Below are 12,968 nucleotides of genomic sequence, written 5' to 3' on the forward strand. Positions count from 1 at the left end.
GGCTCAGCCGAGCACCGCCTCGTGCACGAGCCGCTTGAGCTCGGGATAGATCGAGTGGGACGAGGTCGGGCGGACCTGGGTGTAGAACTGCACGGTCAGGTCGTGGCGCGGGTCGACCCAGAAGGTCGTACTGGCGACCCCGCTCCAGCCGAACGCGCCCTTGCTGGACGGCGACCGGGTGATCTCGGGGTCCACCACGACGGAGACCCCGAGCCCGAAGCCGAGCCCCGCGTTGCCGGGTTCGCGGTGCAGCGCGCTGCCGAAGGCGCGGCGGTCGGCGCCGCCCGGGAGGTGGTTGGCGGCCATCGTGTCCACGGTCTCCGGCTTCAGCAGCCGGGCCCCGTCGAGTTCGCCGCGACGGCGGAGCATCTCCATGAAGCGGTGGTAGTCGTACGCGGAGGCCACCATGCCGCCGCTGCCGGAGAGGAAGCGCGGGCGGCCGTGCAGAGGGAGCCCGGCGATCGGGGTGATGCGGCCCTCGGCGTCCTCCCCGTAGAGCTCGGCGAGCCGTCCGGCCTGCTCGTCGGTGACGCAGAACCCGGCGTCCGTCATCCCCAGCGGCCCGAAGATCCGCTCGGCGAGGAACGCGTCGAGGTCCTGCCCCGAGACCACCTCGATCAGGCGGCCGAGCACATTGGTGGAGACCGAGTAGTTCCACTCGGTGCCCGGCTCGAACTGCAGGGGCAGGCCCGCGTACACGTCGCAGGTCCCGGCCAGGTCCGCGCCCGGCGCCACCGACGACTCCAGACCGGCGTCGCGGTAGAGCGCGTCGACGGGGTGGGAGTGGTAGAAGCCGAAGGTCAGACCCGAGGTGTGGGTCAACAGGTGCCGGATCAGGAGGGGTTGCTCGGCCGGGCGGGTCTTCATGTCGGCGCCCGACCCGCTGACGTACACCCGGGGTTCGGCGAAGGCGGGGAGGAAACGGGCGACGGGGTCGTCGAGCCGGAAGCGTCCCTCCTCCAGGAGCATCAGCGCGGCGACCGACGTGACGGGCTTCGTCATCGAGTAGATCCGCCACAAGGTGTCGGTCTCGACGGGGAGTCGGGCCTCGCAGTCGCGGTGGCCGTACGTGGTGAGGTGCGCGACCCGGCCGTGCCGGGACACGGACACGAGGTAGCCGGGCAGCCGGAGGTCGTCGACCAGGTGGGAGAAGTGCTGGTCCAGGCGGGCCAGTGCCTTCGGGTCAAGGCCGGCCTCGCTCGGCTCGACCTCTTGTCGCAGATGTCCCATGGCTCTCCTCCGGACTGCGGCTCTCGGACTCGCTCGTCCTCATCGTCTCGCTCGTCCTCATCGTCTCGTACGGACTTCGCGAGCGGCGTCGCTGGGTGGGTGACCGGCGGGTCGCCGCTCGGCGACCGGTGCGTCGGCACGGCCCGGGAGCCGCAGCGCCGACAGCGCGCCGACGGCCGTGAGGGCCGTCAGGACGGTCAGCGCGGGGCCCAGATCGACGCCGGTCAGGCCGACCAGCGTGGTCGCGACGGCCACCCCCACCGTCGGTCCGATGTTCATCGCGGTCTGCTGGAGCCCGCCCGCCACCCCGGCCGACCCGGCGGACGCGCCGCGCACGACGACAGCCGTCGCGCTCACCATCACCGCGACGAACCCCGCGCCCATGAGCAGGAATCCGGCGCCGATCGCCGGGTCCGTCGAGGCGCGGTCGAGCCTGGACAGCAGCAGGACGCCGAGGAGGAGCAGCAGCATCGCGGTCCCGGTCGTGCGGCGCGGGCCGTGGCGGCGCAGCAGTACGGCGGAGACCGGCGCGCCCAGCACCATCATCACGGCCAGCGGGAGCGCGCGCAGACTGCTCTGGAACGGGTCGAGGCCGAGCACGTCCTGAAGGTAGTAGGTGCTGACGAAGAGCGTGCCGAACAGCGCCGCGGAGGCGCACACGAGAGTGCCGAGCGCCGCGCCGACCGCGGGGGAGCCGAGCAGGCCGGGCGGCACCAGCGGGCTCGCCGCGCGCCGTTCGTGCCGTACGAACGCGGCTGCCGCGACCGTCGCTACGACCGGCCCGAGCACGGTCTCCGTGAACCGGCCGGGCTCCGGCAGCACGACGAGCGTGCGCACCAGGGAGACCAGGGCCACGGCGAGCAGCGCCGCGCCGGGCAGGTCGAGTCCGGCCGCCGAGCCCGCCACCCGGGGCGCGTCTCGGACGGTCAGGGCCAGGGCGGCCATGACGAGCGCGGGGATGACGTTCAGGAAGAAGACGGCCCGCCAGCCCAGCTGGGTGACCAGCGCCCCGCCGAGGAGGGGACCCGCGGCCGCGGCGAGACCGATGGCGCTGGTGCGCAGCGCGATGGGCATGCCGAGCCGGTCGGGCGGGTAGGCCGCGCGCAGCATCCCGAGCGTGGCGGGTTGCGACAGCGCGCCGAAGCCCCCCTGGGCGACCCGTAGTCCGATCACCCAGCCGATGCCGGGCGCCAGACCGATCCCCGCCGACGCCGCCCCGAACCCCACCATCCCCACGGCGAAGACCTGTTGGTGGCCGTACCGGTCCCCGAGCCGCACCGCGAACACCAACAGACTGGCCACCGCGATGAGATAGCCCGTACTGGTCCACTGCACCTGTGCGAACGACGCGTCCAGGTCGCGCCGCAGCGTGGGCTGAGCGACGGTGAGGACGGTTCCGTCCAGCGCGACGATGACGGCCCCGACGACGCTGTTGGCCAGCATGAGACGGCGCCGCGCCGAGGGGCTCACCGCTCCTCCGGCCCGAGGTGAGCGTCCAGCGCGGCATCCAGCAGGGGTACGAAGTCGGTGACTCCCGTGGCGAGCTGGAGGCTGCCCCAGCCCCACAACTGGGCGATCCCGTGCAGGTTCGCCCACAGGGCGCCCGCGACGAGCGCGGCGTCGGCCTCGGGGCGTGCCCGGCCGACCAGGTCCACCAGGACGCCGAACAGCGGCAGGCTGGTCTCACGGAGCCCCAACTTGCCACTCTCCAGGAGATCATGACGGAACATCAGCTCGTACATTCCGGGCTGAGCGAAGGCGAAACCGAGATAGACCCTCCCCAGCGTCGTGAGCTGGGCGCGGGGACTCGCCCCTCCGTCGCCCAGCGCCTCCGTCGCCCGGGCACCCAGGTCGGCGAAGCCCCGGCGTGCGATGGCGGAGAGCAGTTCCAGATGGGTCGGGAAGTAGCGGCGCGGGGCGCCGTGAGAGACGCCCGCGCGACGGGCGATCTCCCGCAGGGTCAGAACCTGCGCGCCCTGCGTGGTCACCAGGTCCACGCCCACCTCGATCAACCGGGCCCGCAGCCCCGTGTCCGCTTCACTCATAGACACTGTCTACCAGCCCTCGTAGACGCTGTCCACTGCTCTGGTAGACGGTGTCTACATGACGGGAATGGCCATGCGTTCCCCGGGGTTGAGCGATACATGACTCAGGACGCGACGCAGGACACACTGCTCAAGCTGCTCTCCGAGTACGACGGGGGAGTGCTGGTCACCCTCAAGAAGGACGGCCGGCCCCAGCTGTCCAACGTGAACCACGCCTACGATCCCGACGAGCGGATCGTCCGGGTCTCGGTCACGGACGACCGCGCCAAGACCCGCAATCTGCGCCGGGACCCGCGGGCCTCCTACCACGTGACGGCCGAGGACCGTTGGGCGTACACGGTCGCCGAGGGCACCGCCGAGCTCACTCCGGTCGCCCGGGACCCCCACGACGAGACCGTCGAGGAGCTGGTGCGGCTCTACCGGGCCGTCCGGGGCGAGCACCCCGACTGGGACGACTACCGGGCCGCCATGGTCAGCGACGGCCGGCTCGTCCTACGGCTCCACGTGGAGCGCGCGTACGGCATCCCCCGCGGACGCTGAGCCGAGGGGCGATGGGATCTCCGCGCACACCGGCCGCCCCTGAACCCGGCCGGGGTGCGCGGAGTGGCACTGTGTAACCGCGCTGTTTCTATCCGCTTGTTCCGGGCGATGTTCTTGCCGAAAACGTCAGCTGTCAACACCGCCTCCCCGCCGGGCGGTCAGCCGGTCACGGCCTCGCGCTTCGCGGCGTCCTGGGGCGCCCGCTCGCCCAGCTCCTTCGTCGGTGAGCGCACAGGACGGCGTCGTTGTCGCCGACCCGTACGGACCGCACCGCAGCCGCGCGGTCACCAACGCCGACGGCAGCGTCCGTATCGCCCTCGGCGTCGGGCCCGCCCCCACTGACCAGGGCGCCCGCGCCCAGCACCTCGCCCTCGCCACGGACGACGTGACGGCGGCCACCGGGGCTACGGAGCGCAGAACGCCCCTGTACGGCCGGCCACACAGCACCTGCCGCGCCGACCGGGGCGCTGACGCCTCAGGCGGCGCATATTACCCGCCAGTTGACATTGAAACACCCATGACCACCGCTATCATCACACCACCCGCGGAACACCTCTGCGGAGCGACCGTCGGCCGATGACAGCGGCAGCACGGTATCGCCCCCAGTCTGCTGCCCAGGACGTGGAGCAATCGGCCTCCGGCTCCGAGGCCGGTTTCAGTGCTTCACGTTTTGAGAGGGAGCCCATGCCGGGAGACCGCTTCACCCCCGACTTCGACCCCGACTACGGGGACGCGCCCCTCACCACCGCACGCAAGGACATCGCCAACGGGCGCTGGCAGGGTCTGCGGGATCTGCTGCGGGTGACCGGCCCCGCGTGGTCCGTGCGCGCCCACCGGATCCGGCTGCTCGCGCCTGCGTGCGCGGGCAACTCGGCGGTCGAGTCCTGGCTCGCCGCGGAGCCGCGCAGCGCCGACGCCCTGGTACTGCGGGCCGCGACCGAGGTGGCCAGGGCCTTCACTCTCGCCACCGCCCCGGGCGGGCAGATACCCGTCGAACAGCGGCGCGTCGACCGGGCGGTGATGGCCTGTCTGCAGGGCGCCGAGGCCTGCCCCGATGACCCCACCCCCTGGATCTGCCTCATCTCCGTCGCCCGGCTCTACGCCGCCGGGGTGCGCCGCCAGGAGCTCGGCCGCTGGTGGGACGAGCTGCACGCCCGCGACCCCTACACGATCGAGGGGCACCTCCATGTGCTGCGCTACTACTCGGCGCGCTGGCACGGCACCCACGGCCTGATGTACGACTTCGCCCGCGACGCGGCGGCCGTCGCCCCGCCGGGCTGCGCGCTGCCGGTCCTGGTGCAGTTCGCCCGCGTGGAGGAGTACCGCTTTCTCCAGGAGGAGGCGAACGGGCGGCCGGACGTGTCCGTCGACCTCGACGGGCACTGGAACAACGAGGGAGCCGTCGACGACGTACGGCGTACCTGGCAGCGCTGGATCACCGCGCGCCCGGACGGCCAGCCCGCTCCGGAGGAGGTGCGCGACCTCAACTACCTGGCGCACGCCGCCAGCTACGCGGGCCTGCCGGACCTCGCGGCCCCGCTCTTTCGGACCCTGGGAGTGCGCGCCAGCCGGATGCCCTGGTCCCGCACCGGTGACCCGGAGGCGGAGTTCGTGAAGTGGCGCAGGCGCGCCTCGCGCGGCGCCTGAGCCACCTCACGTGTCCCGGCCGTCGAGGTGGCACGGCCGGGACCGGTGGGGTACTAGAGGTCGAACTCGTGCGGCGGCAGGTCGAGCGTGAAGCACGCCTCGCGCACGACGGCCTGCTCGGTCTTGTCGAAGTCGCCGTCGGCGCCGCCGATGACGATGCCGATCTGGATGACGGCGCGCGCCTCGGCCGGCTTCTTCTTCGCCTTGGCGATCTCCTGGAGGACGCTGACCTTGCCGAAGGCGAAGTCGGCGGTCAGCTTGTTCAGGTTGTCGTCGAAGCGGCGGCGCAGGTCGTCGGCGTCGAAGTTCTGCAACACCTCGTTCGTGGCGATGAGTTGGGCCACGCGCTGGCGCTCGGAGGGATCGACCGTCCCGTCCGCCGCGGCGACGAGTGCGCACATCGCCATGCTCGCGTCGCGGAAGGCACCGCTCTTCAGATCGTTCTTCTTCGCCACGAGCTGGGTCTGCATCGTCGACGCGGACTCCTTGACGCGGTCCCACAGGGCCATGAGAGCTCCATACGTTGGGAGAGGCCCGGCCCGCCCCGGAGGGCGGACCGTGACCTCATCGATTTCTACAGCAATGTAGAAACTAGCGAACCGCCGCAGAAGTTCCGATGGCGTTCCACTCGGCGATCACAGGATGCCCGTGCTCGGTGGACAGCCGGCTGACGGTGCCCGTCGCGAGCTGGAACAGCCGCCCGTCCGCGGGGGACAGCCCGAGACGACGGGCCGTCAGCACGCGCAGGAAATGGCCGTGTGCCACGAGGACCACGTCGCCGTCGGCGAGCGCCGGCCCGACGCGGGACAGCACGCGGTCGGCGCGCTCTCCCACCTCTGCCGGTGACTCGCCGGGATGGCCGTCCGGGCCGGGCGGCACGCCGTCGTTCCACAGGAACCAGTCGGGCCGGGTGCGATGTATCTCGACGGTCCTGATGCCTTCGTACGCGCCGTAGTCCCACTCGTGCAGATCAGGATCGGCCTCGGCCCCGTACAGGCCCGCGAGTTCCGCCGTGCGTACCGCGCGGCGGAGCGGGCTGGTCAGGGCCAGGGCGAAGGTCCGGCCGACGAGCAGCGGGGCGAGGGACTTGGCCTGTTCCTCGCCCTGCTGGGTGAGGGGCAGGTCGGTCCAGCTGGTGTGCTGGCCCGACACGCTCCACTCGGTCTCACCGTGGCGGACCAGCAGGAGGTCGCCCATGGTCGTTACTTCGCCGACTCGACGGCGTGGCCGCCGAACTGGTTGCGCAGTGCCGCGATCATCTTCATCTGCGGGGAGTCGTCCTGGCGGGAGGCGAACCGGGCGAAGAGGGAGGCGGTGATGGCGGGCAGCGGGACGGCGTTGTCGATGGCCGCCTCGACGGTCCAGCGGCCCTCGCCGGAGTCGTCCGCGTAGCCGCGCAGCTTCTCCAGGTGCTCGTCGTCGTCCAGCGCGTTGACGGCGAGGTCGAGCAGCCAGGAGCGGATCACGGTGCCTTCCTGCCAGGAGCGGAAGACCTCGCGCACGTCGGTGACGGAGTGGACCTTCTCCAGGAGCTCCCAGCCCTCGGCGTAGGCCTGCATCATGGCGTACTCGATGCCGTTGTGGACCATCTTGGAGAAGTGGCCCGCGCCGACCTTGCCGGCGTGCACGAAGCCGGCGTCGCCCTCGGGCTTGAGGGCGTCGAAGACCGGCTGCACCTTGGCGATGTGCTCGGCGTCGCCGCCGACCATCAGCGCGTAGCCGTTCTTGAGACCCCAGACGCCGCCGGAGACGCCCGCGTCGACGAACCCGATGCCCTTGGCGGCCAGCTCCTGCGCGTGCTTCTCGTCGTCCGTCCAGCGGGAGTTGCCGCCGTCGACGACGGTGTCACCGGGCTCCAGGAGCTCGCCGAGCTGGTCGACGGTGGACTGCGTGGCGGCGCCGGCGGGGACCATCACCCAGACCACGCGCGGACCTTCGAGCGCGCTCACGAGTTCGGTGAGGCTGCTCACGTCCGAGACCTCGGGGTTGCGGTCGTAGCCGACGACCGTGTGGCCCGCGCGGCGGATCCGCTCGCGCATGTTGCCGCCCATCTTGCCGAGGCCGATGAGTCCGAGCTGCATGACAGTCACTTCTTTCGGAGGGTGCGGTACGCGGCCACGAGGGCGGCGGTGGAGGGGTCGAGGCCGGGCACGTCGGCGCCTTCGGTGAGCGCGGGTTCGACGCGCTTGGCGAGGACCTTGCCGAGCTCGACGCCCCACTGGTCGAAGGAGTCGATGTTCCAGATCGCGCCCTGGACGAACACCTTGTGCTCGTAGAGGGCGATGAGCTGGCCGAGGACCGACGGCGTCAGCTCGCTCGCGAGGATCGTCGTCGTCGGGTGGTTGCCCTTGAACGTCTTGTGCGGGACCAGTTCCTCGGCCACGCCCTCGGCGCGCACCTCGTCGGGCGTCTTGCCGAAGGCGAGGGCCTGGGTCTGCGCGAAGAAGTTCGCCATCAGCAGGTCGTGCTGGGCGGCGAGTTCGGGCTCCAGGTCGTCCACCGGGTTGGCGAAGCCGATGAAGTCGGCCGGGATCAGCTTCGTGCCCTGGTGGATGAGCTGGTAGTAGGCGTGCTGCCCGTTGGTGCCGGGCGTGCCCCACACCACCGGACCGGTCTGCCACTCCACCGGGTCGCCGTCGCGGTCCACCGACTTGCCGTTGGACTCCATGTCCAACTGCTGCAGGTACGCCGTGAACTTGGACAGGTAGTGCGAGTACGGCAGCACGGCGTGCGACTGGGCGTCGAAGAAGTTGCCGTACCAGACACCCAACAGGCCGAGCAGCAAAGGCGCGTTGGCCTCGGCGGGAGCTGTACGGAAGTGCTCGTCGACGAGCCTGAACCCGTCGAGCAGCTCCCGGAACCGGTCCGGGCCGATCGCGATCATCAACGACAGGCCGATCGCCGAGTCGAAGGAGTAGCGTCCGCCGACCCAGTCCCAGAACCCGAACATGTTGGCCGTGTCGATGCCGAAGTCCGACACCTTCCCGGCGTTCGTCGACAGCGCCACGAAGTGCTTGGCGACCGCCTTCTCGTCACTGTTCGGCGCGGCGAGCAGCCAGGTCCGCGCCGAGGTGGCGTTGGTGATGGTCTCGATCGTGGTGAACGTCTTCGACGCGATGATGAACAGCGTCTCGGCCGGGTCGAGATCGCGGACGGCCTCGTGCAGGTCGGCGCCGTCCACGTTCGACACGAACCGCACGGTCAGCGAGCGGTCGGTGAAGGCCCGCAGCGCCTCGTACGCCATCGCCGGACCGAGGTCGGAGCCGCCGATACCGATGTTGACGATGTTCTTGATGCGCTTGCCGGTGTGACCGGTCCACTCGCCGGCGCGGACCCGCTCGGCGAAGTCGGCCATCTTGTCGAGCACGGCGTGCACGCCAGGCACGACGTTCCCGCCGTCGACCTCGATCACCGCGTTCCGGGGGGCCCGCAGGGCGGTGTGCAGCACCGCCCTGTCCTCGGTGACGTTGATCCTCTCGCCGCGGAACATCGCGTCCCGCAGTCCGAACACGTCCGTGGCGGTGGCCAGTTCCTGGAGGAGGGCGAGGGTCTCGTCCGTGATCAGGTGCTTGGAGTAGTCGATCCGCAGATCGCCGACCCGTACGACATAGCGCTCGGCGCGGGCGGGATCGGCGGCGAACAGCTCACGCAGCCGCGGATGGAGCAGACCGTCCGCGCGGTGGTCCTCCAGGGCCACCCACTGCGGACGCCGCGTGAGCTTGGGGGAGTCAGACATGACGGGGGGTCTCCTTGGTGCCGCTCTCGCCCCGCAGGGCGACGGCGTACATCTCGTCCGCGTCGAGCCGGCGCAGCTCCTCGGCGATCAGCTCGGAAGTGCTGCGCACCTTCAGCGCGAGGGTGCGGGAGGGCTGACCGGGCAGCGACAGCGTGGCCAGCGGTCCCTCGGGCCGGTCGATCACGATCTCGCCGTTCTCCGTGCCGAGCCGCACCGCGGTCACCACCGGACCGGCGGTGACGACCCGCTCGACCGGCACGTCGAGCCGGGCGCCCAGCCAGCGGGCGAGCAGCTCGGCGCTCGGGTTGTCGGCCTCGCTCTCGACGGCGGCCGAGATCACCTTCGTACGGGCCTGGTCGAGCGCGGCGGCCAGCATCGAGCGCCAGGGCGTCAGCCGGGTCCACGCCAGGTCGGTGTCGCCCGGCGCGTACGAGTTGACGCGGGCCTCCAGGGCCGTGAGCGGCGCCTCGACGGCGTACATGTCGGTGATCCTGCGCTGCGCGAGGGCGCCCAGCGGGTCCTTGGCGGGCACCTCGGGGGCGTCCACCGGCCACCAGACGACGACGGGCGCGTCCGGCAGCAGCAGCGGTAGGACCACGGAGTCGGCGTGGTCGGACACCTCGCCGTAGGTCCGCAGCACGACGGTCTCACCGGCACCGGAGTCGGCGCCCACCCGGACCTCGGCGTCGAGACGCGAGGTGGTGCGGTCGCGCGGGGTGCGGGCGTGTCGCTTGATGACGACCAGGGTGCGCGAGGGGTGCTCGCGAGAGGCCTCCTCGGCCGCCTTGATCGAGTCGTACGCGTTCTCCTCGTCGGTGACGATGACCATCGTCAGGACCATGCCCACGGCGGGGGTGCCGATGGCGCGGCGCCCCTGCACGAGCGCCTTGTTGATCTTGCTTGCCGTGGTGTCGGTCAGGTCGATCTTCATGGCCTGCGCCAGCTCCGTCCGTCTCGTGCGAGCATCTCGTCGGCTTCCTTCGGACCCCAGCTGCCCGAGGGGTACTGCGCGGGCCTGCCATGGGTCTCCCAGTACTCCTCGATCGGGTCGAGGACCTTCCAGGACTCTTCCACCTCCTGATGACGGGGGAAGAGATTGGCGTCGCCGAGCAGGACATCCAGAATCAGCCGTTCGTACGCCTCCGGGCTGGACTCGGTGAACGACTCGCCGTAGGCGAAGTCCATCGTGACGTCCCGGATCTCCATCGACGTACCCGGGACCTTCGATCCGAAGCGCACCGTCATGCCCTCGTCGGGCTGGACGCGGATGACGATCGCGTTCTGGCCGAGCTCCTCGGTGGCGGTCGAGTCGAACGGTGAGTGCGGGGCGCGCTGGAAGACCACCGCGATCTCCGTCACCCGCCGGCCGAGGCGCTTGCCGGTGCGCAGGTAGAAGGGGACGCCCGCCCAGCGGCGGTTGTCGACCTCCAGCTTGACGGCCGCGTAGGTGTCGGTCGTCGACTTGGGGTCGATGCCGTCCTCCTGCAGATAGCCGCGCACCTTCTCGCCGCCCTGCCAGGCCGCCGCGTACTGGCCGCGCACGGTGTGTTCGCCCAGGTTCTCCGGCAGCTTCACCGACTTGAGGACCTTGAGCTTCTCGGTCAGCAGCGACTCGGCGTCGAAGGCGATCGGCTCCTCCATGGCGGTCAGCGCCATCAGCTGGAGCAGGTGGTTCTGGATCACGTCACGGGCCGAACCGATGCCGTCGTAGTAGCCGGCCCGGCCGCCGATGCCGATGTCCTCCGCCATGGTGATCTGCACGTGGTCGACGTACGACCGGTTCCAGATCGGCTCGTACATCTGGTTGGCGAAGCGGAGCGCCAGGATGTTCTGGACGGTCTCCTTGCCGAGGTAGTGGTCGATGCGGAAGACCTGCTCCGGGTCGAACACGTCGTGCACGAGCGCGTTCAGCTCGCGTGCGCTCTCGAGGTCGTGGCCGAACGGCTTCTCGATGACCGCGCGCCGCCAGGAACCCTCCGGCGGGCTCGCGAGCCCGTGCTTCTTGAGCTGCTTGACGACCTTCGGGAAGAACTTCGGGGGCACGGAGAGGTAGAACGCGTAGTTGCCGCTGGTGCCCCGGGCCGCGTCCAGCTCCTCGATGGCGGAGCGCAGTTGCTTGAACGCGGTGTCGTCGTCGAAGGTGCCCGGGATGAACCGCATGCCTTCGGCGAGCTGCTGCCAGACCTCCTCCCGGAACGGGGTGCGCGCGTGTTCCTTCACCGAGTCGTGCACGATCTGCGCGAAGTCCTCGTCCTCCCAGTCGCGGCGGGCGAACCCGACGAGCGAGAAGCCCGGCGGCAGCAGACCGCGGTTGGCGAGGTCGTAGACGGCCGGCATCAGCTTCTTGCGGGACAGGTCGCCGGTGACACCGAAGATGACGAGGCCCGAGGGGCCCGCGATACGGGGGAGGCGGCGGTCACGGGGGTCACGGAGCGGGTTCTCCCATTCCGCCACCGGAACGGGGCCCGAGCTCTTGGGCTCCGCCTTCACATCGACCGCCGTCACGTCGACCGCCTTCACACCGTCCGGTTCCACGGTCGTGTCACCAGATCCCTCCGGCGTGGTGGCCGCATCCTGCGGGGTACCGTCGGGAAGCGCTTCACGCTGCGTCATTCCCCCTCAACTCCCTTGCTGCTCAGCGAGGTCGCGACCGCGTCGAGCAGATCCTCCCAGGCCGCCTCGAACTTCGAGACGCCCTCGTCCTCCAGCTGGTTGACCACCTCGTCGTAGGAGATCCCGAGCCCTTCCACGGCGGCCAGGTCGGCGCGCGCCTGGGCGTAGCCGCCGGTCACCGCGTCGCCGTGGATGTCACCGTGGTCGGCCGTGGCGTTGAGCGTCGCCTCCGGCATGGTGTTGACCGTGCCCGGCGCGACCAGCTCGTCGACGTACAGCGTGTCCTTGTACGAGGAGTCCTTGACACCCGTCGAGGCCCACAGCGGGCGCTGCTTGTTGGCGCCGGCCGGGGCGAGCGCGGTCCAGCGGGCGGACGCGAACACCTCTTCGTACGCCTCGTAGGCGAGCCGCGCGTTGGCGAGCGCCGCCCTGCCCTTGAGGGCGAGGGCCTCGTCGGTCCCGACCTTCGTCAGCCGCTTGTCGATCTCGCTGTCGACGCGGGAGACGAAGAAGGAGGCGACGGAGTGGAGGGTGGCGAGGTCGATGCCCGCCGCCTTGGCCTTCTCCAGGCCCGCCAGGTAGGCGTCCATCACCTCGCGGTAGCGCTCCAGGGAGAAGATCAGCGTGACGTTGACGCTGATGCCGAGGCCGATGACCTCGGTGATCGCCGGGAGGCCGGCCTTCGTCGCCGGGATCTTGATCATCACGTTCGGGCGGTCGACGAGCCAGGAGAGCTGCTTGGCCTCGGCCACGGTCGCCGCGGTGTTGTGGGCGAGGCGCGGGTCGACCTCGATGGAGACCCGGCCGTCACGGCCGGCGGTCGCGTCGTGGACCGGGCGCAGGATGTCGGCGGCGGCGCGGACGTCGGCCGTCGTCATCATCCGGACGGCCTCGTCGACCGTCACGCCGCGCTCGGCCAGGTCGCCGAGCTGCTCCTCGTACCCCTCACCGGAGCCGATGGCGGCCTGGAAGATGGAGGGGTTGGTGGTGACGCCCACCACGTGCCTGGTCTCTACGAGTTCGGCGAGGTTACCGGAGGAGATACGCCTCCGGGAGAGGTCGTCCAGCCAGATGGAGACGCCTTCGTCGGAGAGGCGCTTCAGGGTTACCGCGGTCGCGGTTGCTTCGGTCACAGTGATCATCTTCCTTCGTGCGAT

Annotated in this window: 13 protein-coding genes; 3 read left to right on the forward strand and 10 right to left on the reverse strand. The window is 70.7% G+C overall.

All coding sequences use genetic code 11. The annotated features are described in order from the left end of the window. Positions 1 to 3 precede the first annotated feature (3 nt). The 3 genes from ACIRA5_RS15955 to ACIRA5_RS15965 are packed head-to-tail and all read right to left on the reverse strand — an operon-like array spanning position 4 to position 3,275. Positions 4 to 1,230: a serine hydrolase domain-containing protein gene (locus ACIRA5_RS15955; protein WP_403691149.1), complete on the reverse strand. Its 1,227-nt coding sequence runs from the start codon at positions 1,228 to 1,230 to the stop codon at positions 4 to 6. 57 nt (positions 1,231 to 1,287) lie between these two features. Then, complete coding sequence (locus ACIRA5_RS15960; protein WP_403691338.1) at positions 1,288 to 2,673, reverse strand: MFS transporter; 1,386 nt, start codon at positions 2,671 to 2,673, stop codon at positions 1,288 to 1,290. Positions 2,674 to 2,696: 23 nt separating this feature from the next. Further along, the gene (locus ACIRA5_RS15965) at positions 2,697 to 3,275 is read right to left on the reverse strand and encodes a TetR/AcrR family transcriptional regulator (RefSeq protein ID WP_403691151.1); all 579 of its coding nucleotides are present in this window, start codon (positions 3,273 to 3,275) and stop codon (positions 2,697 to 2,699) included. Positions 3,276 to 3,374: 99 nt separating this feature from the next. Between ACIRA5_RS15965 and ACIRA5_RS15970 the strand changes: the two genes are divergently transcribed. From ACIRA5_RS15970 to ACIRA5_RS15980, 3 genes are all read left to right on the forward strand, one after another. Then, positions 3,375 to 3,815, forward strand: coding sequence for a PPOX class F420-dependent oxidoreductase (locus ACIRA5_RS15970; protein WP_099919628.1), 441 nt, complete (start codon positions 3,375 to 3,377; stop codon positions 3,813 to 3,815). A 223-nt stretch (positions 3,816 to 4,038) separates the two neighbouring features. Next, entirely contained in the window at positions 4,039 to 4,395 is a 357-nt protein-coding gene (locus ACIRA5_RS15975; protein WP_403691350.1) for a hypothetical protein, read from the forward strand. A 104-nt stretch (positions 4,396 to 4,499) separates the two neighbouring features. Beyond that, on the forward strand, positions 4,500 to 5,462 hold the full coding sequence (locus ACIRA5_RS15980; protein ID WP_403691153.1) for a hypothetical protein: 963 nt from the start codon (positions 4,500 to 4,502) through the stop codon (positions 5,460 to 5,462). 53 nt (positions 5,463 to 5,515) lie between these two features. Here the strand turns inward: ACIRA5_RS15980 and ACIRA5_RS15985 are convergent, their stop codons facing one another. From ACIRA5_RS15985 to tal, 7 genes are all read right to left on the reverse strand, one after another. Beyond that, on the reverse strand, positions 5,516 to 5,971 hold the full coding sequence (locus ACIRA5_RS15985; protein WP_382116746.1) for a tellurite resistance TerB family protein: 456 nt from the start codon (positions 5,969 to 5,971) through the stop codon (positions 5,516 to 5,518). An 82-nt stretch (positions 5,972 to 6,053) separates the two neighbouring features. Further along, positions 6,054 to 6,659, reverse strand: a complete 606-nt coding sequence (locus ACIRA5_RS15990) for a histidine phosphatase family protein (RefSeq protein WP_403691154.1) — start codon at positions 6,657 to 6,659, stop codon at positions 6,054 to 6,056. A 5-nt stretch (positions 6,660 to 6,664) separates the two neighbouring features. Next, positions 6,665 to 7,543: a phosphogluconate dehydrogenase (NAD(+)-dependent, decarboxylating) gene (gnd, locus tag ACIRA5_RS15995; protein WP_403691155.1), complete on the reverse strand. Its 879-nt coding sequence runs from the start codon at positions 7,541 to 7,543 to the stop codon at positions 6,665 to 6,667. Between the two features lie 5 nt (positions 7,544 to 7,548). Next, complete coding sequence (pgi, locus tag ACIRA5_RS16000) at positions 7,549 to 9,198, reverse strand: glucose-6-phosphate isomerase (protein WP_403691157.1); 1,650 nt, start codon at positions 9,196 to 9,198, stop codon at positions 7,549 to 7,551. Continuing rightward, entirely contained in the window at positions 9,191 to 10,129 is a 939-nt protein-coding gene (gene opcA, locus ACIRA5_RS16005; protein ID WP_403691158.1) for a glucose-6-phosphate dehydrogenase assembly protein OpcA, read from the reverse strand. Before opcA ends, pgi begins: the two co-directional genes overlap by 8 nt. Then, on the reverse strand, positions 10,126 to 11,811 hold the full coding sequence (zwf, locus tag ACIRA5_RS16010; RefSeq protein WP_403691159.1) for a glucose-6-phosphate dehydrogenase: 1,686 nt from the start codon (positions 11,809 to 11,811) through the stop codon (positions 10,126 to 10,128). The genes opcA and zwf overlap by 4 nt, the downstream gene beginning before the upstream one ends. Then, positions 11,808 to 12,953, reverse strand: coding sequence for a transaldolase (gene tal, locus ACIRA5_RS16015; RefSeq protein ID WP_403691160.1), 1,146 nt, complete (start codon positions 12,951 to 12,953; stop codon positions 11,808 to 11,810). Before tal ends, zwf begins: the two co-directional genes overlap by 4 nt. Positions 12,954 to 12,968: the final 15 nt, after the last annotated feature.

Origin of the sequence: Streptomyces sp. NPDC096311, from assembly GCF_044763085.1 — a bacterium.
Taxonomy (GTDB): domain Bacteria; phylum Actinomycetota; class Actinomycetes; order Streptomycetales; family Streptomycetaceae; genus Streptomyces.

What these genes read in the sequence shown, in the direction of transcription:
- ACIRA5_RS15960 (WP_403691338.1), bottom strand. Translation starts at nt 2,673, where the DNA reads ATGCTGGCCAACAGCGTCGTCGGGGCCGTCATCGTCGCGCTGGACGGA.
- opcA (WP_403691158.1), bottom strand. Translation starts at nt 10,129, where the DNA reads ATGAAGATCGACCTGACCGACACCACGGCAAGCAAGATCAACAAGGCG.
- ACIRA5_RS15970 (WP_099919628.1), top strand. Translation starts at nt 3,375, where the DNA reads ATGACTCAGGACGCGACGCAGGACACACTGCTCAAGCTGCTCTCCGAG.
- ACIRA5_RS15965 (WP_403691151.1), bottom strand. Translation starts at nt 3,275, where the DNA reads ATGAGTGAAGCGGACACGGGGCTGCGGGCCCGGTTGATCGAGGTGGGC.
- ACIRA5_RS15980 (WP_403691153.1), top strand. Translation starts at nt 4,500, where the DNA reads ATGCCGGGAGACCGCTTCACCCCCGACTTCGACCCCGACTACGGGGAC.
- zwf (WP_403691159.1), bottom strand. Translation starts at nt 11,811, where the DNA reads ATGACGCAGCGTGAAGCGCTTCCCGACGGTACCCCGCAGGATGCGGCC.
- gnd (WP_403691155.1), bottom strand. Translation starts at nt 7,543, where the DNA reads ATGCAGCTCGGACTCATCGGCCTCGGCAAGATGGGCGGCAACATGCGC.
- ACIRA5_RS15990 (WP_403691154.1), bottom strand. Translation starts at nt 6,659, where the DNA reads ATGGGCGACCTCCTGCTGGTCCGCCACGGTGAGACCGAGTGGAGCGTG.
- ACIRA5_RS15985 (WP_382116746.1), bottom strand. Translation starts at nt 5,971, where the DNA reads ATGGCCCTGTGGGACCGCGTCAAGGAGTCCGCGTCGACGATGCAGACC.
- pgi (WP_403691157.1), bottom strand. Translation starts at nt 9,198, where the DNA reads ATGTCTGACTCCCCCAAGCTCACGCGGCGTCCGCAGTGGGTGGCCCTG.
- ACIRA5_RS15955 (WP_403691149.1), bottom strand. Translation starts at nt 1,230, where the DNA reads ATGGGACATCTGCGACAAGAGGTCGAGCCGAGCGAGGCCGGCCTTGAC.
- tal (WP_403691160.1), bottom strand. Translation starts at nt 12,953, where the DNA reads ATGATCACTGTGACCGAAGCAACCGCGACCGCGGTAACCCTGAAGCGC.